Consider the following 26388-nt stretch of genomic DNA (forward strand, 5'->3'; position numbering starts at 1 on the left):
CCTCCAGATACGTTGGCCGAGCCTAAACCTCACCGGTTCCGGCAGATCAGCGCGCGTTGAGCAGATGTTCCATAGCCAACTGCTGAAGCCTGACGAACCCGAACCCGGAGCCGTCAAAGTACCCCTCCGGGGCAAAATCCTCATACGAGGAACGGTCTTGGAGCAGGTCGGCGTAGGTCTCTCCTTCGCCAAGGGTCGGCTGCGCCAGTTCGGTAACCCGAGCAGCGCGCATCGCTTCCTGTACTTCCGGGTCCGAGCGGAAGGCGGCGGCCCGTTCTTTCAGCAGCAGGTACATCCGCATGTTCGCCGCAGCCGAATCCCACACTCCCTCGGCATCCTCGGTCCGCGACGGCTTGTAGTCGAAGTGGCGCGGACCGTCGTAGGCCTGGCCGCCGTTCGGGCCGCCGTGTTCCAACAGGTCCACCAAAGAGAAAGCGTTCTGCAGGTCGCCGTGGCCAAAGACCAGATCCTGGTCGTACTTCACCCCCCGCTGGCCGTTGAGGTCGATATGGAACAGCTTGCCGTGGTACAGCGCCTGGGCAACGCCGGCGGTGAAGTTCAGGCCATTCATCTGTTCATGTCCGACCTCAGGGTTTACACCGAAAAGTTCGGACCGTTCCAGGGTTTCGATGAACGCCAGCGCATGGCCGACCGTCGGCAGCAAAATGTCGCCTCGGGGTTCGTTGGGCTTGGGCTCGATCGCAAACTGCAGGTCGTACCCCTGATCGGTCACGAAGGCCGCCAAAACGTCCAGCGCTTCCCGATACCGTTCAAGGGCTGCCCGGACGTCCTTGGCGGCGTCGTACTCTGCGCCCTCGCGGCCGCCCCACATGACGAAAGTCCGGGCCCCGAGCTCTGCCGCCAGATCAATGTTCCGCAGGACCTTTCGGAGCGCGAACCGCCGGACGGCCCTGTCGTTGGAGGTGAACCCACCGTCCTTGAAAACCGGGGGGCTGAAAAGGTTCGTCGTGACCATCGGAACCTGAAGGCCCGTGTCCTCGAGGGCACCTTTCAGGCGGTCAATCTGCTTCTGCCGCTCTCCCTCGCTGCTGCCGAAGGCGAAGAGGTCATCGTCGTGGAACGTCAAGCCGTACGCCCCGAGACCGGCCAGGCGTTCGACCACTTCAACGACATCAACGTGCGACCGGGTAGGACCGCCAAAGGGATCGGCCCCCGTATATCCCACCGTCCATAGGCCGAAGGAAAACTTGTCTTCGCGGCTTGGCTGCCTCATTGCCCTCTCCCATCATGAAGCAATAGTAGTGAGCAACAACATATTAGCCGCGGCGGCCCAAGTCAACGGGTCACCGGCCGCACGGGCCGCTCGCACCCTGCTAAGCCGCCGACGCCTCCGGCCCGACATGGCACGCAGAGGCTCCGCGGGATCGCTAGCTAAAGCCGATATCGTCCCTGGCGGCGAAAAAGGCTATTGCATTTGTTGTGACTGATTACTATATTGAGTTTTCACATGATGTTGCTCACACGCCGAGCTTCACGTGCCGCCTCACCTCCAGCGACGAACAGGAGCGATCCCATGGCGCACCCCACCGAACCGGCCGGTCATTCTCCGCTGCTGAAAGTTGAAGGCGTGGTGAAGCAGTACCAAGGCGTGACCGCCCTGCGCGGGGTGAGCCTGGACATCCGGCCCGACGAGATCCATGCCCTGCTGGGAGGCAACGGGGCCGGCAAGTCCACGCTGATCAATGTGCTGTCGGGCGTGGTCTCCCCGGATGCGGGCACTGTCACCCTGGCCGGGGAAGAAGTGCGGTTCCGCCATCCCAGCGACGCCCTCGACGCAGGCATCACGACCATCCACCAGGAGCTGTCGCTCGTGCCGGCGCTCACGGCCTTGGACAACATCTTCCTGGGCCGCGAGGTCAATGCCCGATTCCTCGGTTTGAAGGTCAGGCTTGACCGCAAGGGCATGGAAGAGCGCGTACAGCAACTGGCCGCCGACTTCGGGCTCACCCGGGAGGACTTGAAGCTTCCCGTTGGGGAGTTCGGTGCTTTGAAAAAGCGGGTGGTGGAGATCGTCAAGGCACTGGCCTTCGACCCCCGCGTCCTGATTTTGGACGAGCCGACCTCCGGGCTCGAAGAAGAAGAGAAGCGGCACCTGTTCGAGCACATGCGCAAGCTCAGGGCGCGGGGCGTACCGCTGCTGTGGGTAACCCACCACCTGGAGGAACTGTTCGGTCTGGCGGACACCGCCACCGTCTTCCGCGACGGGGCCAACGCCGGAACTGCCGCCATCGCAGAAACGGACGTCGATGACCTGCTGGGCATGATGTTTGGAGTCGCAGCCGGCGAATTCGGTGCGGCCAGCGGCACGCCGCCGCACACTGCGGCCGACGCCGGCGAGGAAGTGCTGCGGCTGGAGAATGTGCACCGCAGCCACGTCTTGAAGGACATCTCGCTGTCGGTTCGCAAGGGCGAGATTCTGGGCATAGCGGGCCTGGCTGGTGCCGGGCGGACCGAGTTGGCCAGGGTGATCATGGGCTTGGACAAGATGAGCAGCGGAACGATGCACCTCAACGGGCGACCCCTCCGCCTCCGCGATTCCAGCTCGGCATACCGTCACGGGTTGGCCATGCTCCCGGAAGACCGCAAGCAGCTGGGTATTCTGCCGGAATTTTCCGTGGCCGAAAACATTTCGATCTCCAGTCTGGGCGGGGTCACGCAGCTGGGTTTCCTGCTTAAGGGCCGCGATGAAATGGCCCAGGCCGAAAACTACCGGCAGCGCCTGGCGATCCGCGCCCCAAGCGTCAAGGAGAAGATTCGAAACCTCAGCGGCGGCAATCAGCAGAAGGCCATTGTGGCCCGCTGCCTGAACACCAAGCCGTCACTGCTGATCTTCGACGAACCGACCCAGGGCATCGATGTTTCGGCCAAGGTGGAGGTTCACAACCTCATCCGTGATTTTGTCGCCGCGGGCGGGGCGGCGATCGTTATCGCCTCGGAAATCGCCGAGCTCTTGGAGCTGAGCCACCGTGTGCTGGTCATGAAAAAAGGCCGGCTCGTGGGTTCAGTGGCCTCGTTGCCGCAGGAACTGGCCGCCGGGAACTTTGAGGGCGTGAAGAACAGAATTCTGGCGCTATCCGCCGGCAGGAGCGAGTGATGAATCTCCAACGGACCGTGTCCCGCACACTGTCGACCAGCGGCGTTCCCATTGCGGTCGCCCTGGTCGTCCTGGTTATCGTTTTCCAACTGATGTCGCCTGTCTTCCTGCAACCGGGGAGCCTCACGGATTACATCAACAACGCCATCCCTGTCTTGCTGATTACCGTCGGGGTGGCAATCGTCATCGTCGCGGGCGGCATCGATCTGTCCGTCGGCACGGTAGCCGGGCTCAGCGCCGGTACGACCATGTGGGCGCTGATTAGCGGTGCGCCGACCCTGGTGGGCGTCCTCGTGGGGGTCGCCACCGGCACGGTATTCGGCCTGTTTAACGGGTGGCTTATCACCAAGTTTGGCATCAACGACTTCATCGTCACGCTGGCCACCCTGAACATCGCCAGTGGACTGCTCATCGTCCTGACAGAACAGGTACCCCTCCAAGGGGTGACGACGCCGGGCTTTTCAGACATCGTCTACGGCCGCTTCCTGGGCATCCCGAGCGCCTTCTGGATCGCCGCAATCCTCTTGGTCATCATGCAGCTTTTCCTGGCCAAGACGGTGTTCGGCCGGCGCATATACGCCATCGGCATCGGCGCCGACGCGGCGAACGTGGCCGGCGTCAACGTCCTCCGCGTCAGGATGGGCACCTTCGTTGTCTCCGGCATGCTGGCCGGGGCCGCCGGCGTCCTGATTGCCTCCCGCCTTGGCGCTGTACAGGCCTTTCTGGGCGGAGGGTACGAATTCATTGCCATCGCCGGTGCCGTCTTGGGAGGCGTAAGCCTTGCCGGCGGGCGCGGCTCCGTGTGGGCCGCCGTCGTCGGCGGCCTGCTGCTGGCAACCCTGCAGCAGGGCCTTCGCCTCAACGGCGTCGACCCCGTCTATTTCAGCATTGTCACCGGCCTTTGCATCGTCGCCGGGGTGGTCTTCGACCGCCGCGTCCAGCAATACGCCCTCAATATGGGCAAACGCTCAAGGCGCGACGTTCCTCCCACAGACGCTCCGCCCCGGCACGACGCTCCCCCCGCCGAGGCTCAGCAGCAGGCACAGAAACCCGCCGCCCGCCCCCGCCCGTTCGTGACCAAACAGCAGCAGGACTGACTCATGAGCACCTCAACACCTACCCGCAACACCAGCCTGATCGGCCGTATCGTCGACAGGATACTGCTGGACCCCACCCTGGGCGTGCTGGCCATGCTCGTACTGGCTTGTTTGATCGCGGCGTTCACGTTGCCGGTGTTCCTGGCTCCGTCGAACCTGTTCAACATTCTCAACAGCAGCATCACGGTGATGATTCTGGCCATGGGGATGACCGTGGTCCTGATCGCCGGAGGCATCGACCTCTCCATCGGGGCCGCCATGGCACTCTGCGCGGGGGTAGCGGCGCAGACGATGAAATCAGGGATGCCGCTGTTCGCCGCAATCCTCGCCGCACTGTTTGCCGGTGCCTTGATCGGGATCGGCAACGGGCTGCTCGTCACCCGGGTCGGGCTGCCGGACTTCATTGCCACGCTCGCAATGCTCGGCTTCGCCGGCGGCATCCTCTATATCTGGACCCAGGGCGTGCCCATCATCGGCTACATGGTCCCCGAGTTCTATGTCATCGGCGGGCTGAGCCCGCTGGCCGGCGCGCTCACGCTGCCCATGGTCATCGCCCTCATCGTGGCGCTGCTCCTTGGCGGGATCCTGGGATCCTCCCGCCTCGGGACGCACCTCTTCTCTGTCGGCAGCAGCCGGACCGGTGCCGTACAGTCCGGCGTGCGGGTGGACCGGGTTCGGATCATCGCCTACGTCATCAGCGGGCTATGCGCCGCGATCGCCGGCGTCATCCTGGCCGGCCGGAATACCAACGTCCCGGCGGACCTCGGCGTCGGTTACGAGATTCAAGCCATCGCCGCCGCCGTCATCGGCGGTGCGGCACTCAGTGGCGGCAGGGGCCGCATCCTGGGAGCCATCCTCGGCGCCATCACGCTGGCGGCGACGATCAACATCATCAACCTTGCCGGCGTTCCGTCCAGCTACCAAAAAATCGTCATCGGTTCGATTCTCATCGTCGCCGTCCTCGCCAACCGGATCAGCGCCATCATCAACGCCCGCGTCCGGCAACGGCGGGCCGTTGTGCTCGACGTCGCCACCGTGTAGCCGAAACCAGCTTCCCCGATCTCCCCGTTGCTGCGGGGACCACCAAAAAATGAAAGGCAAGACAATGTCCACAACTGACACCACCCGGCCGACAGGCCGCCGTCGGTACGCCCGGACCCGCAGCGCCCTCGCTTCCGGAGCAGTCACGGCAGCCCTCATCCTCACCGGCTGCACCACGGTCGAGACGCCGGCCGGCACCGGTGGAGGCGGCGGCGGAGGCGCCGGTGCCGCGGTCAACCCGGACTCGGCCGCCGATGCCGCCATCCGCGAATTGGTGGACGGCCGGGAAATCAAAGTCGGCTTTGCTCCCCCGATCCTCTCCGAGTTCTACACCCAGGTCGAAAAAGCTGCCTTCAACAAGATGAAGGAATACGAGGACCGGTTTGGTGTGAAATGGACCTGGGAGCGCCAGGGTGCCCTCAACGACGCCCATTCAGGCACTGAAACCCTTGGCATCGTGCAGGGGTATATAGCGCGCGACTTCGACGCGGTCTTCGTCTGCTCGGCCGCCAACGCCGCCACCATGCAGGAGCTGTACGGCCGCGGGCAGGAAGAAGGCGTCGACTTCTACCAGTTCAATTCCACGGAAGAGCTGGCTAATCCTTCCCAGGCCGAGGACCCCACCGGTGGCCTCAACACCGTGTCGAACATCGGCTATGACGACCGCTGGCAGTCGGGCTACATCGCTGGAAAATACATCGGCGACCAGCTCAAGGGCGAAGGCAAGGTCATCCAGATCATGGGTCCCTCCGGATCCGACTGGACCAAGCTGCGCCAGCAGGGCTTCAAGAAAGCCATCTCCGAGTACCCCGGTATCGAAATCGTCGGACAGGCCGACGGCGGCTACGTGCGGGACAAAGGCCTCAGGGCCGCGCAAGACCTGCTGACCAAAAACCCCGATGTGAACGCGATCTACGGCGAAAACGAAGACATGGCGCTCGGCGCGTCCCAGGCCATCGATGCACGCGGCCTCAAGCATTGGGACGGGCAGGACGGCATCATCACCATCGGTGCTGACGGCCTGATTTCGGGAATGGACTCCATCAAGGCCGGTAAGCTCACCGCCACCGTCGACGTGAACAGCGTCGAGATGGGGCACAGCATGATCGAAACCCTCTTCGCTCACGAGGTCTTGGGCATGGAAGTCAACCAGTTCGTCCGCATCCCGACCGATGTCGTCGACGCCGCGAACGTCGAATGGCACCAGTCCGTCCTGCAGGAGAGCCAGCAGGGCCAGGGAAGCTACTAAACCTTTCGCACCAACCACCGAACTGAGAGGTTCTACCGTGAGCAGCAATCGAAAAATGGACCCGGTGGACGTCGTCGTCGTCGGACTCGGAGCGGGCGGTGGACCGGCCGTCAAGGTTCTCAGTGAAGCCGGCTACAGAGTCGTCGGATTCGACAAGGGACCGTGGCTACGGCCGGAGGAGCATTACTCGGGCGACGAGTTGAAGTTCCAGAACCGCAGCTACCTGTGGCCGGATGTGAAGCTGATGCCCAGGACGGTGCGCCAGGACGAAAACTCCGAAGCCCGGATCTTTAATTTCTCCCCCGTGCCCTCGAACGTCGGCGGCGGAACGAGCCACATGGCCGGTTGGATGCCCAGGCCACGGGAGTCGGACTTCATCTTCCACTCCCTCCACGGGGATCTGGAAGGCGCTAGCCTGGCCGACTGGCCGTACCGGTATGAGGACCTGGAACCGTACCTGACCAAGGTTGAGTGGAGCTACGGCATCTCGGGCCTGACCGGCGCGGACCGGGGGGAAGGCTTCCGCAGCAAGCCGTACCCCAGCGGCCCGTTGCCGCCGACCAGGTTCGGCATGAAATTCTATGAAGGCTCCAACAAACTGGGCATCAATTCCTTCCCGTTGCCCATGTCGCACCTGACCGAAGGCAACGCCCTGGGCCGGGCTGCGGTGAACCGGACCAGTTTCTGGAACCAATACGGCGACCCCACCCAAACCCGTTCCAGCGTGGCGACGACGTACATTCCCGAAGCCCTCGCCACCGGCAACCTGGAGGTACGGGCCGACAGCTACGTCAGGGAAGTCAAACTGGGCAGGGACGGCCGTGCCACCGGCGTCGTCTACATCGACCCCGAAGGCCATGAGGTCGAACAGGATGCCGCCGTCGTTGTCTTGGCGCTCGGCGCCATCGAGTCGTCGCGGCTCATGCTGCTGTCCGCATCGAACCGGTTCCCCGAAGGGCTCGCGAACGATTCCGGCCTCGTCGGCAAGAACGCCACCTTCCACGAATACATCTTCGCGGTCGGACTGTTCGACAAGGACATCGAGGAACCGTTGCGCGGCTGGACGGGAAACTACCAAAGCGGCGGTTCCACGCACTTCTACGAGACGGACGAAAGCAGGGGCCACATCGGCGGCGGCATCATCGCCACCACTCAGATCGGCCAGGCGATCAACGCGATCATGCCCGGCCGCCCGACCTGGGGGCAGGCCATGAAGGACGCCGACCGGAATTACTTCGACTACTCGATGAAGATCGGCTTCATCCTGCAGGACATGCCCCAGGAGACCAACCGGGTCGACCTCGACCCCAACGTCAAGGACGCCTGGGGGCTGCCGGTAGCGCGGATCACGAACAAGCCCCACGCCAACGACATCGCCATGAGCAAGTGGCAGATCGACAAGAACGTGGAAATCCTCCAGGCGGCCGGAGCAACGAAAACCACGCCCGTCTACCTGGGAGACGAATTCACCGGCAATGCCTGCCACCAGCAGGGCACTGTCCGGATGGGAACCGACCCGGGCAAGTCGGTACTGAACGGATGGGGCCAGGCCCACTCGGTGGACAACCTCTTCGTGGTCGACGGCGCGGGCTTCCCCACCGCCATGGGCGTCAACCCCACCCTCACGATCATGGCCCACTCCTGGCGCTGCGCGGACTACATCGCCGGCACCTACCTCAAGGGCCGCAGCTAGCGGCTGAACCTCACCGCCGGTTAGAGAATGGCAGAAAGGAAGACAAGATGGTTTCGAAAGCCGACTGGGAAATCGTCCCCCTCCGCATAGACCCGGACTCGGACGAAAAACTGTTCTTCACCGATCACGAGTGGGAGACCATCGAAGCCGCCGCGGCGCGGGTGATGCCCACCGACCATGATCCCGGGGCACGTGAGGCGAGGGTAATCGTCTTCATCGACCGTTACCTCTCAGGCATCGACTACCTCTACGCGGCAGCGGACGGTTCCGGCTTCCTGGCCCTGGCAGGTCAAGAAGCGCGCTCTGCCCGGGCACGCATCACCGACCTGCAGCGGCTCTACCGCGAAGGGGTTCGTGAACTCGACCGACGGTCGCGCGAGTTGCGGGCAGAGTCCTTCAAGGACGCGACCGCCGACGTCCAGGACCAGGTGCTCGAACAGGTCAGCGGCGCTCCCAAACCGGTGCCGCTCTCGCTGACCTCCATGGAGGTGTACTACTCGCGGCTCCAGGGAAACACCGATGAAGACAAGAGTTTTTTCGACACGCTGTGCCTGCATGTCCGCCAAGGTTTCTACGCTGACCCGGTCTACGGCGGAAACAAAGACCAGATGGGTTGGAAGATGCTCGGTTTCGACGGGCCGCAAAACCTGCGCGACACCATGGACGGCACCTACAGCACGGCCAAGTACTTCGTCCAGGAATTTGACTGGGAAGAACTGATCCCGGGCTTCAAACACGGCTCGGAACAAAACGTGACTGAAGGTGGCGAAGACGCCGCCGGCAGCCAAGCCGCCGACACGGCTTCGGCATCGGACCGTACAGAGGAATCCAGTAAGTAAGGGGAAAGACAATGACCGCCTACGAAGACAAGCTCAACAAGTACGTCGACCGTTCCTACACCTTCATCCCCGAGACCATCGATCTGAGCAAGACCGTGGTCCACGCGCTCGACATCCAGAATCTCTGCCTCGACCCGGAGGGCGCAGACTACATCCAGAGTGTTGGTGGAGCGCCCTCGGGGCAGGAATCCCTCGGGCCGGCCAAGAGAATGATCGAACTCGCCCGGGAAAAAGGAATCAAAGTCGTCTGGTCCATGTGGGGCATGCACCCCGAGGGTTACGACATCGGCATCTGGGGGCTGAAGTACCCGTCCTGGAGGGAGCCCGATTCGCCCTTCAACCACGGAACGTGGAACGGCGCACTCTGCGAAGGATTCGAGCCTCAAAAGGGCGAACCCGTCTTCCAGAAGCACCGCAACAGCAGCTTCTACGGAACGGCCTTCAACGAATACCTCCAGCAGGACGGCGCCGAGTACCTCGTGATCGTCGGCTCCTCGACCGCCAACTGCGTACCGACCACGGCCCGCGACGGTTTCGACCGGGGATACAAGGTGATAGTCGTGGCCGATTCCGGCACGGCCATTCCCCTCAATACCCATGGCCGCAACCCGGAGTTCGACCACGAAACCCCTGAAGGATACGGACAGTACTGGGAATCCCTGCGCAACATCCAGGCTCAGTACGCGGACGTGATGTCCAGCGATGAATTCGCTGCCCTCGTCGAACGCTCATCCCGGGCGGCGGGACAGGAAGCCTCAGTAAGTGCAGACGCCTCAGCCCGCTAAACCGCGGTACAGGGGAGGTGGGACCGTTATGAATGCGCCGCCGAAGGAACCGGTAGAGGTTCCCCACGACCAACGACGCGGCACCACCTCCCCGGGCACCCAGCACGTTGATCCACCTTGAGGAAGACACCCATGGCACCGTACGCTCCCACGCAATGGCGCAGGTTCGGGCGGCTCCACTGGTCTTGCACACTTGCCGGATTCGGTTCAGTGGCGCTTGGAAACATGCGTACCCCCATACCTACAGAGGATGCCCGGGCACTGGTACGTCATGCCTGGGACGCGGGCGTCCGGTTCTTCGATACTGCACCCATGTACGGCCATGGCCTTGCCGAATATCGGCTGGCCGATGTCCTCACCGATGAGGACAGAGAAACGTTCGTCTTGGCCACAAAAGTCGGGCGAACCCTAAAACCCGCAAGCCCGGGGACCTTCAGTACCGCCCCCTGGTGCAACACCCCGCCGTTCCGCATCGAATACGACTACTCCTACGACGGTGTGATGCGCCAGGTCGAAGACAGCATGCAGCGAATGGGGACGGATTACTTCGACGTGCTCCTGGTTCACGACACGGACCGTTGGACTCACGGCGCCGACCAACCCCGCCGATTTCAGGAAGCCCTAAACGGTGCGTTCAAAGCCTTGTTTTCCCTGCGGGACCAAAAGGTAGTGCGGGCCGTGGGAATAGGCGTCAACGAGGTCGATGTCTGCATGGCAGCGGCAGAAGCAGCCGACATTGACTGCATTCTGATCGCCGGTACTTACAACTTACTGAACACCGAGGCGCAGGACGAGCTTCTCCCACTCTGCCTGCGACGCGGGATCGCCGTCATCAACGGCAGAATCTTTGGATCGGGCATCCTAGCCACCGGCCCTAAACCCGGAGCCCGCAAGGACTATGCTCCGGCAACGCTTGAAACCCTCAACGAGATCCGACCTTACCAAGAGGTAGCCGACCGCCACGGAGTGCCTCTGGGGGCGGTGGCATTGCAATTTGGCGCCGCCCACCCTGCCGTCACCAACGTCTGCCTCGGCGCCCGCACCATCATTCAACAAGAGCAGAACTACCAATGGCTGAGTCAGCGGATCCCCGTCGAGGTGTGGCAGGAACTGAAGCACCAGCAACTCATTAGCTCCGCCTCTCCCACACCCGGAACCTCCCAATAAGGACAACTAAGGATCAGCAAATCCAGGAAGGCCCCCCATGATGCTGCAGGAAGTCATCAAGATCGCCGCCATCGCCGAAGAAGCAGCCGAACAACTGGCAATCCGCATCGTCGTCAGTGTCGTTGACATCCACGGCAACCCGGTGCTTCTCCATCGCATGGACGGCGCACCCCTCCACTCTTTGGACATGGCCTTCCGCAAGGCCTACACCGCCGCCTCGTTTAACGTGGAAACAGAAGAACTCACGTCGCAAGTACAACCAGGGCAGCCCCTTTACGGCCTGGCCGTGAACTCGGGCAGCCAACTCATCGCCTTCGGCGGTGGAGCACCTGTACAGCTCCAACGAGGCGAAAGAGTCGGTGTCGGGATCTCGGGAGGAACCACTGAACAAGACATTCATATCCTCAAGGCCGCTCTTACTTCACCCCGCACCATTCCCTAAACCCGCTGCGACTCTCCTCTGCCGGATAACCGCGTCGGCCGACCACCGGACAAATACAATGCCGCGGCGTCAGCTGATCAGGGGATACACCGGCAGGTTTTGTGCAGCCGGCGCCAGCCTTCAGCCAGTTCCTTGCTGGCGCCGTAGTCATCGACAACCAGCTTCGCTTTACGCCAGCGGCGCCCCGCTCCACACCGGGGACGCCACCACAGCTGGCAGCAGCTGTGTCGGCTGTCAGGTTCTTCACGGCCACACACGTATCACCTTGGTTGGGATCGCTCGGTATTGCGGCATAGAACGCGCAGTCGTCGTCCTTGACGACCAGCCGCGTGCTGTCTGCCTTGACGCCGAATATCTTCTTCGCGTCGCCGGTCAAAGTGTCGGCCGATTCTGCCGGAGTTTCGAGAGCAGCCATCCGGGGTTTCGGATCATTTAGGCCGCGCACGAGCAGGTTCCTGTGCAGCTAGTAGCGTCAGCCTTCGGCTAGTTCCTGCGGATCCTCTACCCCAATTGCAATTTCCGCGACATCGACGACAAATCGAATGGGAGACACCGGTCTGGCAGTACAACGGATCAGTCCGGCAACCTGCTCGGGATCCATATGATCGACGACGGCCGGCAACACCGCGCCACCGAGTTCCGCGCTGCGGCGCGGGCCATACCTTCGATGGTTTCCGGGCGGTTGCACTCGCTTGGGCGGCCGGTGGTGGAGCGACCGCTGGCGTAGACCGACCGGGACGCCGGCGGGTCAGTCGCCGTCCTCGTAGCCGTCGATCTCGGCGATGTCGATCGTCTCGACCGAGCCGATGCCGAAGCGGCTGTTGCCCAGCCTGCGGATGATCACCGTCAGCCGCTCCTTGAGCTCATCCATCTGGTCGCCGCTGCCGCTGCTGAGCAGCCGCTCCAGTTCGGCGGCATGCTTGAGGGCCCGCTTGCCCTCGTCGGTGATCTGCACGATCTGCCGACGGCGATCCACGTCGCTGCGGGCACGGATGATGTGCCCGTGGACTTCCAGCCTGCCCAGGGTCTTGCCCATGGTCTGCGCCTGCACCCGGACGCGGGTCGCCAGCTGCGCCTGCGTCATTTCGCCCTCGGCGGCCAGCACCTCAAGCGCAATGACGCCGGCGTGGGTCAGGCCCAGGCCAGCGAGTTTGTCGTTCCATTCGTGCTCGACGAGCCGGGCGGCGGTGGAGAGCAACCGTGGCATCGGCCAATTCTTCAAATCCGGCATGCCTTCAAGTATACGTACGGAGTCCGAACAGCCAGAGGGCTGTCTTGGCTATGCTGGTGTGAAACCCCGGATCGCTAAGGAGCTGCCCCATGGCCGAACGACTGTCGACAGGCGACATCGCGCCGGAATTCACACTGCAGGACTCGGCGGGCAACACCGTCTCGCTGGCCGATTATCGTGGCCAAAACGTTGTGGTTTACTTCTATCCCGCAGCTTCGACGCCGGGCTGCACGAAGCAGGCCTGCGACTTCCGCGACAGCCTCGACTCGCTGAAGGGGGCCGGATACGCGGTGCTGGGAGTCTCCCCCGATCCGCTGCCGAAGCTGGTGAAGTTCGCGGAGAAGGAAGAGCTGAACTTCCCGTTGCTCTCCGACGAAGACCATGCCGTGGCCGAGGCGTATGCGGCCTGGGGCGAAAAGAAGAACTACGGCAAGGTCTACGAGGGCCTGATCCGTTCCACGATCGTGGTGGATCCCGAGGGCAAGGTGACGCTCGCCCAGTACAACGTCCGGGCCACCGGCCACGTGGCCAAGCTGCGCCGCGACCTCGGCCTGGACAATTAGGCGTCCGCCGGAGGCATAAGACCCCGCCAAACGAGTGCCGCCGTGCCGGTAGACTGATTCCTGTTCCGGCAGGCCCGGAACGAATGCGCGAGTGGCGGAATTGGTAGACGCGCTGGATTTAGGTTCCAGTGTCTTCGGACGTGCGGGTTCAAGTCCCGCCTTGCGCACGATCAACAGGAGCCCCGCAGCGTCAGTTGCGGGGCTCCTGCCGTTCCACGGCGGGCTCCGGGTCCCGGTCCTCCGAGGCTTCCGTCCCCGTCGTCGCGCCATCCCGCGCGGGACTGTCACCAAATTGTGATGGTTTTGGCCAACCGCCGAACCTGAAACCGATGCTTTCGATCAGACATGTGACTAAGCTCTCATCAAGCGGACGCGCCACCGCGCCTCCGCCGGCTGCCGTACACAAAGTCGGCGTCACACCTCACGTCCCCGAGGAGCAGTCCATGTCATTTGCTGACATCTTTTCCGGAGGCCAGCGAAGCGGCCGGCGCGCCGGAGCGGTTGTTGCCGGCCTGGCCGCCGGCGCACTCGTCCTGTCCGGCTGTGCCGAAAGCGAGCGCGGCGGCGGAGCGCAGGGCGAGACAGAGGGAGTCAATCCGACGTTCGTGTTCGCCGCGTCGTCGGATCCCAAGTCGCTGGACCCGGCCTTCGCCAGCGACGGCGAGTCCTTCCGCGTCAGCCGCCAGATCTTCGAGGGTCTGGTCGGCGTCAAGGAAGGAACGCCCGACCCTGAACCGCTGCTGGCGGAATCCTGGGAGATGTCCGACGACGGGCTCTCCTACACCTTCCAGCTCAAGGAGGGCGTGAAGTTCCACGACGACACCGACTTCAACGCCGACGCCGTCTGCTTCAACTTCGACCGCTGGTACAACTTCGAGGGGATCCAGCAGTCCCAGTCGGTGAGTTACTACTACGGCTCGCTGTTCCGCGGATACTCGGATTCCCCCGAGACCGCCGTCTACGACTCCTGCGAGGCGGTCAGTGACACCGAGGTGACCGTCAACCTGGCCCAGCCCTTCGCCGGTTTCATCCCGGCGCTGTCGCTGCCGGCTTTCGCAATGCAGAGCCCCACGGCCCTGGAGGAGTTTAACGCCGACGACGTCGGGGGCTCGGAGGAGGCTCCGGAGCTGAGCGAATATGCCATGGGCCACCCGGTCGGCACCGGCCCGTTCAAGTTCGACAGCTGGTCGGTCGGCGAGTCCCTGCAGCTTTCCGCATTCGACGGCTACTGGGGCGAACAGGGCCAGGTCCAGGAGATCATCTTCCGCATTATCGAAGACCCCAATGCCCGCCGGCAGGCGCTGGAGGCCGGGGACATCGACGGCTACGACCTGGTGGCGCCGGCCGACACGCAGTCGCTGGCCGACGCCGGTTTCAACGTCATCGCGCGCGATCCGTTCACCATCCTGTATCTGGGCATGAACCAGGAGCAGGAGGCGCTGAAGGACCTCAAGGTCCGGCAGGCGATCGCCCACGCCATCGACAAGGACGCGCTGGTCCGCCAGACGCTGCCCGAGGGCACCAAGGTCGCCACGCAGTTCGTTCCGGACACGGTCAACGGCTACAACGACGACGTCACCACCTACGAGTACGACCCGGAGAAGGCGCGGGCGCTGCTCGAAGAGGCCGGCTACGGCGACGGCCTGGAGCTGATGTTCAACTACCCGACCGGGGTGTCCCGGCCGTACATGCCGACGCCGGAACAGGTGTTTACCAACTTGAGCGCCCAGCTCGAAGAGGTCGGCATCACCATCGAGGCCCAGCCGGACAAGTGGTCCCCGGACTACCTGGACCGCATCCAGGCCAGCGCCGACCACGACATCCACCTGCTCGGCTGGACCGGCGACTACAACGACACCGACAACTTCGTCGGGGTCTTCTTCGGCCAGGAGAAGCCGGAGTTCGGCTTCAACAACAAGGAGCTGTTCGACAAGCTGTCCAAGGCACGCGAAACCAGCAGCATCGAGGAGGCGACGCCGCTGTACGAGGAGATCAACGAGGACATTGCGCAGTACGTCCCGGCGATCCCGCTGGCGCATCCGGCACCGTCGCTCGCCTTCGCCCCGCGGGTGACCTCCTATCCGGCCAGCCCGGTGAACGACGAGGTGTTCAACGCCATCGAGCTCAGCGAGTAGCCCCGTCCTGCCGGGGTCCGCACACCGCGGACCCCGGCAGGCAGGCCCGCCCCGGCCCGAATAGCGCGGGCGGCGCCGGGCCTGCTGCCGAAGAGGCAATTTCCACCGCATCCGGCGCGACGCCGGGACCGGGATCCGGAAGGACGCTGTGCTCAGAGTCATTATCAAGCGCATCGCGCTGCTCATCCCGACGCTCTTCGGGCTTTCCCTGCTGCTGTTCCTATGGGTCCGCAGCCTGCCAGGCGGGCCCGCCACGGCGCTGCTCGGCGACCGTGCCACGCCCGAGGCGGTGGCGCGGATCAACGAGCTCTACGGCTTCGACCGGCCGCTGATCGAGCAGTACTTCGTCTACATGGGCAAGCTGCTCCAGGGCGATTTCGGCACCTCGATCCTCACCGGCCGGCCCGTGCTGACGGAGTTCGCCACCCGCTTCCCGGCGACGGTCGAGCTGACGATCGTCGCCCTCATCATCGCCGTCGGCATCGGCATCCCGCTGGGCTACCAGGCCGCCAGGTACTACGGCAAATGGCCGGACCACTCCTCCGTCGTGCTGTCGCTGGTGGGGATCACCGTGCCGGTCTTCTTCCTGGCCTTCATCCTCAAGTGGCTGTTCGCCATCCAGCTGCCCTGGTTCCCTACCGACGGCCGGCAGAACCCCAGGATCAACGCCACGCACGTCACCGACTTCTATGTGCTCGACGGTCTGCTCACCCGCGAATGGGATGCCGCCTGGGATGCGCTGCTGCACCTTGCGCTGCCCGGGATCGCGCTGGGCACCATCCCGCTGGCCATCATCGTGCGCATCACCCGGGCCTCCGTCCTGGAGGTGCAGAATGCCGACTACGTGCGCACCGCCCGCGCCAAGGGGCTGCTGCAGAAGACCATCCGCAACCGGTTCATCCTGCGCAACGCGATGCTGCCGGTGACCACCACCATCGGCCTGCAGCTGGGGCTGCTGATTTCCGGGGCCGTGCTGACCGAGACGGTGTTCGCCTTCAACGGCATCGGGCGGTTCCTGCGCGACGCGATCTTCAACCTGGACTACCCCGTCCTGCAGGGATTCATCATCTTCATCGCCGTGCTGTATTCGCTGATCAACCTGGTCGTGGACGTGTCCTACAGCATCATCGACCCGAGGGTGCGTGTCTAAATGAGCACAACACTTCCGCCGCAGTCGGGCGGCGACCTCCGGACCACCCCCGAGCCACCGGGCGCACCCGGCGCTCCCGCCAGCGTCGGACCCGGCGGCACCAGCCTGTGGAAGGACGCGTTCCGCCGGCTCCGCCGGAATCCGCAGGCCATCGCCGGCGCCGTCATCGTGGGCCTGTTCGTGCTGACCGCCGTGCTGGCTCCGGTGCTGGCACCCTACGGCGGCCAGGACCTCCCCGGCCGCACGTACATCACCCCCACCCACATTCCGGGCTTCGGCGAGGTGGAAGGCTTTCCCCTCGGACTGGACCGTTTCGGCGGGGACCTGTTGAGCAAACTCATCTGGGGCGCGCAGGCCTCGCTGCTGATCGGCGTCGTCTCGACCGCGATGGGGCTGGCCGGGGGCATGCTGCTGGGCATCCTCGCCGGCGGCTTCGGCGGCTGGATCGACAGCGTGATCATGCGCGGCGTCGACATCCTGCTCTCGGTGCCGAACCTGCTGCTGGCGGTGTCCATCGCGGCCATCCTGGGGCAGGGGGCGTACGCGGTGATGATCGCCATCGGCGTGGCCCAGCTGCCGATCTTCGCGCGGCTGCTGCGGTCGTCGATGATTTCGCAGCGCAGCGCGGACTACATGCTGGCGGCGCAGACGCTGGGCCTGAGCCGGGGCACCATCATCATGAACCACCAGCTGCCCAACAGCGTGGGACCGGTCATCGTGCAGGCCACGCTGACGCTGGCCACCGCCGTCATCGACGCCGCCGCGCTCTCCTTCCTTGGCCTGGGCGGCGGGCGCCCGCAGACCGCCGAGTGGGGCCGCATGCTCACCTACGCGCAGGCCGAACTGGGCATCGCGCCGCAGCTGGCGTTCCTGCCCGGCCTGTGCATCGCCGTCACCGCGCTGGGCTTCACGCTGCTGGGCGAATCCCTGCGGGAAGCGCTGGACCCCAAGACCCGGGCCAAGTAGCGGCAGGTGCGGGTCAGCCGGCCAGGGTGGCCGGCGGGGCCCCGCCGTCGTGCCGCCGTCGCTGGCGCGCCATGTGCATCATGGCGGCGAAGCCGGCGATGAACAGCACTTCCAGCGCCGCCAGCCACCAGAGGGCGCCCCACCTGCCCTCGCCGATGAAGATGACGGCGCCGACCGCCAGCAGCACCGTGCCGATCACCAGCACGAAGACCGCGAAGCCGATGGCCACCGCGGCGCTGCGCACTCCGGTCCGGAAGCCGAAGCCTTCCGGCCGGTGGTCGTCGGGCTCCGGGGCGGCCCCGGGCCCGGTGTCCTCAGGACGCAATCTCCGGATCCTCCGCCTGAATGTCCAGTTCGTTGCCCGGTATGGACGCCAGCAGGCGCCGCGTGTAGGGGTGCCGCGGGTTGGTGAACACTTGCTCCGAGCTGGCTGCCTCCACCAGTTCGCCGTCCTTCATCACGCAGACATAGTCGGAGATCAGCCGCACCACGGCCAGGTCATGGGAGATGAAGAGGTAGCTCAGGCCCAGCTCCGCCTGCAGGTCGCCCAGCAGCTTCAGGATCTGCGCCTGCACCAGCACATCCAGCGCGGAGACGGGCTCGTCGCAGATGATCAGTTCGGGCTTCAGGGCCAGGGCGCGGGCAATCGCCACGCGCTGGCGCTGGCCGCCGGAGAGTTCGGACGGGTAGCGCCGCAGCATGTTCTGCGGCAGCGCGACCTCGTCCATCAGCTCGCGCACGCGGACCGAGCGTTCCCTCGCGCTGCCGCGCTTGTAGGTGGACAGCGGCTCCTCGACAATCCGCTCGATGGTGAACATCGGATTCAGGGACGAATACGGATCCTGGAACACCGGCTGGACCCGCTGGCGGAAGTCCCGCAACTGCGCCTTGGTCAGGTTGGCCACATCCATTCCGTCGAAGGTCATGGTGCCGCTGGTCGGTTCGATCAGCTTGAGCAGCATGCGGGCGGTGGTGGTCTTGCCGGAGCCCGACTCGCCGACGATGGCGACGGTGTGTCCGCGCGGGATATCGAGCGTCACGTTCTTCGCCGCGTAAAAGTCTTCGGCCTGGCCGCGGATCTTGTACACCTTGGTCAGGTCGCGCAGTTCCACGATGTTGTCCGTCTTCTGCGCCTCGGCGGCCGCGGGAGCCTCGGTGACATGCTCCTGAAAGACCTTCTCCGCCCGTTCGGCCCGCACGGCCGCGTTGCCGGTGAACGCCCCCGGCATCAGGCGCACCGCGGCGACGCTGGGCGCCGCCTTCACCAGCGCCCGGGTGTAGGGGTGCTGCGGATCCTCCAGCAGCTGCCGTGCCGGCCCGGTCTCCACCACCTTGCCGCGGTGCATCACCACCAGCTCCGACGCCCGTTCGGCCGCCAGCCCCAGGTCGTGGGTGATGAGCAGCACCGCCGTCCCCAATTCATGGGTCATCGACTCGATCTGGTCCAGGATGGTGCGCTGGACCGTGACATCCAGCGCCGACGTCGGCTCGTCGGCGATCAGCAGCCGCGGCTGGCAGGCCAGGCCGATGGCGATCAGGGCGCGCTGGCGCATCCCGCCGGAAAACTCATGCGGATACTGCTTGGCGCGTTCCCTGGCGTTGGGCAGTCCGGCAGCCTCCAGGACCTCCACGACCTTCCGGTCCACGTCCCGCCTGGTCGCCATGCCGTGAACCAGCAGGGTCTCCGCCACCTGCGAGCCGATCCTGGTGACCGGATTCAGGTTGGACATCGGGTCCTGCGGGACCAGGCCGATCTGGCGGCCCCGGATGGTGCGCATCCGATGCTCCGACAGCCCCACGAGCTCCTGGCCGTCAAAGCGGATGCTCCCGGCGGTCACGCGTCCGTTGTCCGGCAGCAGCCCAATCACGGCCATCGCCGTGGTGGACTTCCCGGAACCGGATTCGCCCACAATCGCCAGTGTCTTGCCCGGTTCCAGGCGCAGTGAGGCGCCCTCGACCGCGGAGACTTGCCCGTAGGTGGTGCGGAAAGCAACGGCCAGGTCCCGTACCTCGAGCAGGGCCGCGTCGTCGGCATGTTCGGTCATGGTCCCATCCTGCCCCAAACACGTGCGGATGTGGCCTATCTCTCATCGGGAATTCGCTGCGCGGGGTCCATACCGGGAGTCGATTAGACTTGGGGATCATCCCCGCCTGCCCCGAGGAGCCTGAAGCGTGACACCACCCACCGCGCGCCGCACCGTGCTGAAGGCAGGCGCAGCGGCGGCGGCTGTGTTGCTCACCGGCTGCACCCCGGAACCGGGCAGGCCCGCCCCGTCAACCGCCCCGGCCAGCGAGCCGCCGACGGCCTCGCCCGCGGACACCACCTTCACCATGGGCATTGCCGCCGCCCCGGTGACCCTTGATCCGGCGCTGGCCCTGGATACCGAGTCCTACCGGGTGACGCGGCAGGTCCTCGAAACACTCGTCGGGGTGGACCCGGCGACCGGGGTTCCGGCTCCGCGGCTGGCCTCCGAATGGACCGAGGCGGACGACGGCCGCTCCTACCGCTTCCGGTTGCGCCCGGGTGTCACCTTCCATGACGGCACGGCGTTCGACGCCGAAGCGGTCCGCGCCAATTTCGAACGCTGGTACCGGCTCCCCGGCGGCGCCCGGCCGGTGGAAGGCGGGCTGGCCTTCCGGTCGGTCTTCGGCGCGTTCGCAGAGGACGAGGCCGAATCGCTCTACCACAGCTGCGAGGTGGTGGGCCCGCTGGAAGTGCAGCTGAACCTGACCCGCCGGTTCACCGGCCTGGTCGCATCGCTGGCCATGCCGGCCTTCGCCATCTCCTCGCCGGCGGCGCTGAAGGCCGGGGCGGCCGACCGGCTGACGGAGGAACGCGGCGGCCATAAAGTATCCCGCTACGGCCAGGCCCCGGTGGGGACCGGCCCGTTCACGTTTGCCAACTGGGAGCGGGACCGCGTGGTGCTCTCCGCTTACCCGGGCTACTGGGGTGCCGCCGGCGACGTGCGCACCGTGGTGTTCAAGGCGCTCCCGCATCCGATGACGCGGTTGCGCGCCTTGGAAGCCGGGGACATTGACGGCTACGACCTGGTCACCCCGGCCACTTACGCCGACCTGGCGCGGGCCGGCATGCAGGTGTTGCAGCGTGACCCGTTCTCCGTGGTCTACCTCGGCATGAACCAGGCGGCCGACGGGCTGGATGACATCACCATGCGCCAGGCCATCGCCCACGCGATCGACAGGCAGGCGCTGATCGACAGCTTCTTCCTGCAGGGCACCAAGGAGGCCATGCAGTTCATCCCGCGCAGCCTGGGCGTGACCAATGAGACCATCCCCTACTACGCGTACAACCCGGAGCGTTCGCGCGAACTGCTGGCCGACGCCCGGTACGACGGCGCCGAACTCACCTTCTACTATCCGCTGGGCGTCACGCGGGCCTACCTGCCGACCCCCGAAAAGGTGTACGCGGAGCTGAGCCGCCAGCTCACCGCCGTCGGAATCAATATCAAGCCGGTGCCGATCCCCTGGGACGAGGGCTACCTCGACACGATCCAGGGCTCCACCGGCCATGCCCTCCACCTGTCCGGCATGAGCGGCAGCTACCGCGACCCGGACAACTTTGTGGGGCCGCTCTTCGGCAGCAAGTCGATGGAGTTCGGCTACGACAGCGCGCAGATCCGCAGCAAGATAGCCCGTGCCAAGACCCTCCCCGAGGGCGAAGACCGCGTGCAGGCCTACCACAGCATCAACGAGCAGCTGGCGCGGGCGGTCCCCGCGGTGCCGCTGGCGTTCCCCATCTCCGCCCTGGCCATGGGGCCCCGGGTGGTGAGCTACCCGGCCAGCCCGATGCTCGACGAGGTCTACAACAAGATCGAGCTGGGGCAGGATTGACGGGGCGACGGCGCCCGGTGGCGCAGGGCCCGCGTGGCGGCGCGCTGTGCGCGGGTGACGGGCCGCGGCCGGGGGAAAATTGTAACGCGGCCGGTCCCGCCGCGTCTGTCTGTTGGGTCACATCGATGACGGCAGATTTTAGTCTCGCTGGCGCAGGGCGCTAGGCTTCTAACTGCTGGCACAGCTGCTATTGGAGATTGAAGTTGACTGCAAACATTCCCTCGGGATCATCCAAGAACGTCGACGTCGCGCTGATTGGCGGCGGCATCATGAGCACCACCCTCGGCTCCTTCATCAAGCAGCTGCAGCCGGACTGGAGCATCAGCCTGTTCGAGAACCTGGACGAAGTCGGCCTGGAAGCCTCGGACCCCTGGAACAACGCCGGCACCGGCCACGCCGCGCTCTGTGAGCTGAACTACACGCCCGCCTCGGCGGACGGTTCGGTTCCCACCGCCAAGGCCGTGGGCATCAACGAGAAGTTCAACGTCTCCCGCCAGTTCTGGTCGCACATGATCCGCGAGGGCCACATCTCGTCGCCCCGGGAATTCGTCAACCCGCTGCCGCACATGAGCTTTGTCTGGGGCGATGACCATGCGGACTACCTCAAGCGCCGCCACGAAGCGCTGAAGCAGGAACCGCTGTTCGAGCAGATCGAGTTCTCCGAAGACCACGCCGCCATCAACGAGTGGGCGCCGCTGATCATGCAAGGCCGCGATCCGCAGCAGCGCGTGGCCGCATCCCGCGTCGCCGGCGGCACCGACGTGGACTTCGGCTCCCTGACCCGGAAGCTCGCGGGCTACCTGACCGCCCATGGCGTGGAACTGAACTACGGCCACCGCGTGCTGGACGTCTCCCGCAACACCGACGGCCGCTGGACCCTGGAGATCAGGAACAACGCCACCGGCGAAAAAACCAAGGTCAACGCCCGCTTCGTGTTCATCGGCGCCGGCGGCGGCGCCCTGCACCTGCTGCAGCGCTCGGGCATCCCCGAGTCCAAGGGCTACGGCGGTTTCCCGGTGTCCGGACAGTTCCTCCGCTGCACCGACGAGACCGTCATCAACGCCCACAACGCCAAGGTCTACGGCCAGGCCTCCGTGGGCGCCCCGCCCATGTCGGTGCCCCACCTGGACACCCGCTTCGTCAACGGCAAGCGCTCCCTGCTCTTCGGCCCGTACGGCGGCTTCTCGCCGAAGTTCCTCAAGACCGGCTCGCTGCTGGACCTGCCCACGTCCGTGCGGCCGGGCAACCTGGTCCCCATGCTGGCCGTGGCCAAGGACAACTTCGGCCTGGTCAAGTACCTGGTCACCGAGGTGCTCAAGACCCGCGAAGGCAAGAACGAGGCCCTGCGCGCCTTCCACCCGGAGGTTGCCGGCGACCAGTGGGAGCTGATCACCGCCGGCCAGCGTGTCCAGGTGATCAAGAAGGACCCGAAGCGGGGCGGCGCCCTGCAGTTCGGCACCGAGGTCATCGCGTCCGCCGACGGCAGCATCTCCGCCCTGCTCGGCGCCTCCCCCGGCGCGTCCACCGCAGCGCCGATCATGATCAGCCTGCTGGAACGCTGCTTCCCGCTGGAGTTCAAGAGCTGGGAATCCAAGCTGAAGGACATGATCCCCGGCTACGGCGTGAACCTGAACGAGAACCCCTCGCTGCTGGCCGAAATCACCGCCGACACCGACCGGGTACTCGAACTGGCATGATCCCCGTCCGCACCGTACGACCGCTGAACTAAGCTTCAAGCCATGCACAAGCTGGCAACGCTGTCCCTGGCGAATCGTGCGTTGATCGCGCTGATTACGGTCTTCGTGGCCGTCTTCGGCGTGATCACCATGGGTTCGCTGAAGCAGGAACTCATCCCCTCGCTCGAGTTCCCGCGGATCACGGTTGTCAGTTCCATGCCGGGCGCGTCGCCGGAGGTAGTGGACAAGCAGGTCAGCGAACCGCTCGAACGCGCGCTCACCGCCGTCGAGGGCCTCGAGTCCTCCTCGGCGGTGTCGCGCAACGGGTTCTCCACCGTCAACCTCACGTTCGTCTACGGCACCAACCTGGACCGGGCGCGCAGCCAGGTGGACCGTGCCATCTCCAACGTCCGCCAGCAACTGCCCGACGACGTCTCGCCGCTGTCGCTGGCCGGCAGCATCGATGACTTCCCGATCGTCTTCATGGCGGTCTCCTCCGACCTGACGCTGAGCGAGCTAAGCGCCGAGCTGAACCGGCTCACGGTGCCCCGGCTGCAGAACATCCCCGGAGTGCGCGGTGCCGAAGTCTCCGGCGGCCCCGGCCGGCACATCGCCATCGTGCCGGACGACGATGCCATGGCGGAGGCCGGCGTCGGCGTTTCCGCCATCGTGGACAGCCTGGCCAACAGCGGCGGCCTGGTCCCCGCGGGTGCCGTGCAGCAGGACGGCCAGAGCCTCTCCGTGCAGATCGGCAGCCCGCTGGACAGCCTGGCGGCCATCGAAAACCTGCCGCTCTCCCCCGCCGAAACGACGACGGCGGAGCGGCCCTCCGCGCCCTCCGCACCGGAGGCGGGGCGGGCACCCGGGCAGTTCCCCGGCGAGGGCCAGCCCGCCCCGCCGGGCAGCGGGACCGAGCCGGGCCAAGTGCCCGTGCCCGACACCGTGCCCGCCCCGGACCAGCCCGGCCAGGTGCCGGACCCCGCGTCGGCCGACCCGGCCACCATCGGCGAGGTGGCCGACGTCGAGATTGCCGACGACGAGCAGACCTCCATCACCCGGACCAACGGCGAGCTCACGCTGGCCCTGGCCGTCACCAAAACGCCGGAGGGCGACACGGTGGCCATCTCCCACGCCATCGGGGAGCTGCTGTCCGAGCTGGAGGCCGAACTGGGCGACGGCGCGCAGATCACCACGGTCTTCGACCAGGCCCCGTTCATCGAGACGTCCATCAAGGACCTGACCACCGAGGGCCTGCTGGGACTGGGCTTCGCGGTGCTGATCATCCTGGTCTTCCTGCTCTCCGTGCGCTCCACCCTGATCACGGCGATCTCCATCCCACTGTCGCTGCTGGCCACGTTCATCGGCCTCAATGCGCTGGGCTACTCGCTGAACATCCTCACCCTCGGCGCGCTGACCATCGCCATCGGGCGCGTCGTGGACGACTCGATCGTGGTGGTCGAGAACATCAAACGGCACCTGAACTACGGCGAGCCCAAGGGCGACGCCATCCTGGCGGCGGTCCGGGAGGTCGCCGGCGCCATCACCGCATCCACCCTGACGACCGTTGCGGTGTTCCTGCCGATCGCGTTCGTCGGGAACCTGGCCGGCGAGCTGTTCCGGCCGTTCGCCATCACCACCGCGCTGGCCCTGCTCGCGTCCCTGGCGGTGTCGCTGACCATCGTGCCGGTGCTGGCCTACTGGTTCGTGAAATCCCCCGCGGCGGAGCGACACCCCGACACGTCCGCAGTGCGTGCGGCGGCCTCCGAAAAGGAACGCCGCTCGCTGCTGCAGCGCGGCTACCTGCCGGTGCTCGCCCGCACGCAGCGGCACCCGGTGATCACCACCGTGGCCGCCCTGCTGGTGCTGGCCGGCACCGCCGCCATGGTGCCGCTGCTGCAGACCAACCTGCTCGGCGACAGCGGACAGAACAGCTTCAGCCTGCGCCAGGAGATGCCGGCCGGGACCAGCCTTGAGACCACCGACGAGGCGGCCGCCCCGGTCGAGGAGCTGCTGGCCGGGATGGACGGGATCGAGGCGGTCCAGGTCACCATGGGCAACGCCGGCGGCGGCCTGGGGACGTTCCTCTCCGCGGGTGCTTCGGTGGCCCAGTACACCGTCATCACCGAGGAAGGCATCGACCAGGCGGCGCTGCGCGACCGGGTCCGCTCCGCCGTCGAAAAGCTGCCCGGCGAGGCGACATTCACGCTCGGCACCCAGGGCGGGGGCTTCGGCACCTCCAGCACCGTGGACGTGGAGATCTCCGCGAACGGGCCCCAGGAGCTGAGGGACGCCTCCGACCGGCTGGTGGAGCTGCTGCGGGAGGTGCCGGGGGCCGCAGAGGTCTCCAGCAACCTCTCGGCGGCCGAGCCGGTGGTCCAGGTGTCCGTGGACCGGGCCAAGGCCGTGGCCGCCGGGCTGGACGAGGAGCAGGTCGCGGGCCTGCTGGCATCCACGATCAGCCCGCTGCCCGGCGGCACCGTGCGGATCGGCACCACCGACTTCCCGGTGCTGATCGGGGAAGGCAGCGACTTCTCCAGCGTCGAGGAGCTGCGCGGCGTCGAGGTGCCCACGGCGGCCGGGCCGGTGCCGCTGACGGACCTGGCCACGGTGGAGGAAACCGACGTGCCGACGTCGATCAGCGCCAGCGGCGGCGAACGCACCGCCGTCGTCTCCGTGACCCCGGAGGGAGAGAACCTGGGGGCGCTCAGCGGCGAGGTGGCGGCCGCCCTGGACGGCACCGAGCTGCCGGCCGGGGTGACGGCGGAATTGGGCGGCGCGGCCACGCAGCAGGCCGAGTCCTTCGAACAGTTGGGCTGGGCGCTGCTGGCCGCCGTCGCCATTGTCTACGTGATCATGGTGGCGACGTTCAAGTCTTTGGTGCAGCCGCTGATCCTGCTGGTCTCCATTCCGTTCGCGGCCACGGGGGCCATCGGGCTGCTGGTCATCACGCGGATTCCGCTGGGGCTGCCGTCGCTGATCGGCATGCTGATGCTGGTGGGCATCGTGGTGACGAATGCGATCGTGCTGATCGACCTGATCAACCAGTACCGGCGCCCGCACGACGGCCGGCCCGGCATGAACGTGGCGGACGCGATCACCCACGGGGCGCGGCGCCGGCTGCGGCCCATCTTGATGACGGCGCTCGCCACGGTCTTCGCGCTCACGCCGATGGCGCTGGGACTGACCGGCGAGGGCGGTTTCATCTCGCAGCCGCTGGCCGTGGTGGTAATCGGCGGCCTGGTGTCCTCCACCGCGCTGACGCTGGTGCTGGTGCCGGTGCTGTACCGGCTGGTCGAAGGCCGGCGCGAGCGCCGGGAACACCAGCGCAATACACTCGAGGCAGAACTGGTTCCGGCCGGACGCTGATCCGGCTAACCCGGAACCTGG

General features: G+C 65.8%; 21 protein-coding genes and 1 tRNA gene. 17 read left to right on the forward strand and 5 right to left on the reverse strand.

The window, feature by feature from the left end; translation table 11 throughout:
• Window positions 1-46: 46 nt before the first annotated feature.
• Entirely contained in the window at window positions 47-1234 is a 1188-nt protein-coding gene (gene xylA / locus AC5RUP_RS12335) for a xylose isomerase (protein ID WP_494153418.1), read from the reverse strand.
• Between the two features lie 300 nt (window positions 1235-1534).
• Here xylA and AC5RUP_RS12340 point away from each other — a divergent pair, with 300 nt between their 5' ends.
• The 9 genes from AC5RUP_RS12340 to AC5RUP_RS12380 all read left to right on the forward strand — a co-directional run bounded on the left by AC5RUP_RS12340 (window position 1535) and on the right by AC5RUP_RS12380 (window position 11428).
• Complete coding sequence (locus AC5RUP_RS12340) at window positions 1535-3115, forward strand: sugar ABC transporter ATP-binding protein (RefSeq protein ID WP_494153417.1); 1581 nt, start codon at window positions 1535-1537, stop codon at window positions 3113-3115.
• Window positions 3115-4212 (forward strand): ABC transporter permease, encoded by a 1098-nt coding sequence (locus AC5RUP_RS12345; protein ID WP_494153416.1) that lies wholly within the window; start codon window positions 3115-3117, stop codon window positions 4210-4212. The genes AC5RUP_RS12340 and AC5RUP_RS12345 overlap by 1 nt, the downstream gene beginning before the upstream one ends.
• Window positions 4213-4215: 3 nt before the next feature.
• The gene (locus tag AC5RUP_RS12350) at window positions 4216-5253 is read left to right on the forward strand and encodes an ABC transporter permease (RefSeq protein ID WP_494067117.1); all 1038 of its coding nucleotides are present in this window, start codon (window positions 4216-4218) and stop codon (window positions 5251-5253) included.
• Between the two features lie 64 nt (window positions 5254-5317).
• On the forward strand, window positions 5318-6502 hold the full coding sequence (locus AC5RUP_RS12355) for a sugar ABC transporter substrate-binding protein (RefSeq protein WP_494131754.1): 1185 nt from the start codon (window positions 5318-5320) through the stop codon (window positions 6500-6502).
• Between the two features lie 37 nt (window positions 6503-6539).
• A complete protein-coding gene (locus tag AC5RUP_RS12360) occupies window positions 6540-8195 on the forward strand; it encodes a GMC family oxidoreductase (protein WP_494131755.1) in 1656 nt (551 codons plus the stop codon).
• A 47-nt stretch (window positions 8196-8242) separates the two neighbouring features.
• Window positions 8243-9034: a gluconate 2-dehydrogenase subunit 3 family protein gene (locus AC5RUP_RS12365; protein ID WP_494153415.1), complete on the forward strand. Its 792-nt coding sequence runs from the start codon at window positions 8243-8245 to the stop codon at window positions 9032-9034.
• 11 nt (window positions 9035-9045) lie between these two features.
• Window positions 9046-9819, forward strand: coding sequence for a cysteine hydrolase family protein (locus tag AC5RUP_RS12370; RefSeq protein WP_494131757.1), 774 nt, complete (start codon window positions 9046-9048; stop codon window positions 9817-9819).
• 132 nt (window positions 9820-9951) lie between these two features.
• Window positions 9952-10986, forward strand: a complete 1035-nt coding sequence (locus AC5RUP_RS12375) for an aldo/keto reductase (protein WP_494153414.1) — start codon at window positions 9952-9954, stop codon at window positions 10984-10986.
• A gap of 37 nt (window positions 10987-11023) precedes the next feature.
• Window positions 11024-11428, forward strand: a complete 405-nt coding sequence (locus AC5RUP_RS12380) for a GlcG/HbpS family heme-binding protein (protein WP_494153413.1) — start codon at window positions 11024-11026, stop codon at window positions 11426-11428.
• Here the strand turns inward: AC5RUP_RS12380 and AC5RUP_RS12385 are convergent.
• The gene (locus tag AC5RUP_RS12385; protein WP_494153412.1) at window positions 11403-11843 is read right to left on the reverse strand and encodes a hypothetical protein; all 441 of its coding nucleotides are present in this window, start codon (window positions 11841-11843) and stop codon (window positions 11403-11405) included. The genes AC5RUP_RS12380 and AC5RUP_RS12385 overlap by 26 nt on opposite strands.
• Window positions 11844-12176: 333 nt before the next feature.
• Complete coding sequence (locus AC5RUP_RS12390; protein WP_494111265.1) at window positions 12177-12635, reverse strand: MarR family winged helix-turn-helix transcriptional regulator; 459 nt, start codon at window positions 12633-12635, stop codon at window positions 12177-12179.
• Window positions 12636-12748: 113 nt separating this feature from the next.
• Between AC5RUP_RS12390 and bcp the strand changes: the two genes are divergently transcribed.
• The 5 genes from bcp (at window position 12749) to AC5RUP_RS12415 (ending at window position 17473) form a co-directional block, all read left to right on the forward strand.
• Entirely contained in the window at window positions 12749-13222 is a 474-nt protein-coding gene (gene bcp / locus AC5RUP_RS12395) for a thioredoxin-dependent thiol peroxidase (protein ID WP_493979916.1), read from the forward strand.
• 85 nt (window positions 13223-13307) lie between these two features.
• Window positions 13308-13389, forward strand: a tRNA-Leu gene (locus AC5RUP_RS12400).
• Window positions 13390-13665: 276 nt separating this feature from the next.
• Window positions 13666-15357 carry an ABC transporter substrate-binding protein gene (locus tag AC5RUP_RS12405; protein WP_494131761.1) on the forward strand — a complete coding sequence of 564 codons (1692 nt, stop codon included), beginning with the start codon at window positions 13666-13668 and terminating at the stop codon, window positions 15355-15357.
• A gap of 148 nt (window positions 15358-15505) precedes the next feature.
• Window positions 15506-16507, forward strand: coding sequence for an ABC transporter permease (locus AC5RUP_RS12410; RefSeq protein WP_493979914.1), 1002 nt, complete (start codon window positions 15506-15508; stop codon window positions 16505-16507).
• Window positions 16508-17473: an ABC transporter permease gene (locus tag AC5RUP_RS12415; RefSeq protein ID WP_494067128.1), complete on the forward strand. Its 966-nt coding sequence runs from the start codon at window positions 16508-16510 to the stop codon at window positions 17471-17473.
• Window positions 17474-17486: 13 nt separating this feature from the next.
• On the opposite strand, the gene AC5RUP_RS12420 is transcribed toward AC5RUP_RS12415, so the two are convergent.
• Together AC5RUP_RS12420 and AC5RUP_RS12425 are read right to left on the reverse strand one after the other, a co-directional pair.
• Window positions 17487-17798 (reverse strand): hypothetical protein, encoded by a 312-nt coding sequence (locus AC5RUP_RS12420; RefSeq protein WP_494091384.1) that lies wholly within the window; start codon window positions 17796-17798, stop codon window positions 17487-17489.
• Window positions 17788-19518: an ABC transporter ATP-binding protein gene (locus AC5RUP_RS12425; RefSeq protein WP_494154450.1), complete on the reverse strand. Its 1731-nt coding sequence runs from the start codon at window positions 19516-19518 to the stop codon at window positions 17788-17790. Before AC5RUP_RS12425 ends, AC5RUP_RS12420 begins: the two co-directional genes overlap by 11 nt.
• Before the next feature lie 127 nt (window positions 19519-19645).
• On the opposite strand from AC5RUP_RS12425, the gene AC5RUP_RS12430 reads away from it, so the two are divergent.
• From AC5RUP_RS12430 to AC5RUP_RS12440, 3 genes are all read left to right on the forward strand, one after another.
• Window positions 19646-21325: an ABC transporter substrate-binding protein gene (locus AC5RUP_RS12430; protein ID WP_494131764.1), complete on the forward strand. Its 1680-nt coding sequence runs from the start codon at window positions 19646-19648 to the stop codon at window positions 21323-21325.
• Between the two features lie 203 nt (window positions 21326-21528).
• Window positions 21529-23022, forward strand: coding sequence for a malate:quinone oxidoreductase (locus tag AC5RUP_RS12435; RefSeq protein ID WP_494154449.1), 1494 nt, complete (start codon window positions 21529-21531; stop codon window positions 23020-23022).
• 42 nt (window positions 23023-23064) lie between these two features.
• On the forward strand, window positions 23065-26367 hold the full coding sequence (locus AC5RUP_RS12440; RefSeq protein ID WP_494158591.1) for an efflux RND transporter permease subunit: 3303 nt from the start codon (window positions 23065-23067) through the stop codon (window positions 26365-26367).
• Window positions 26368-26388 lie beyond the last annotated feature (21 nt).

This window comes from Arthrobacter sp. Y3223151, assembly GCF_059091125.1.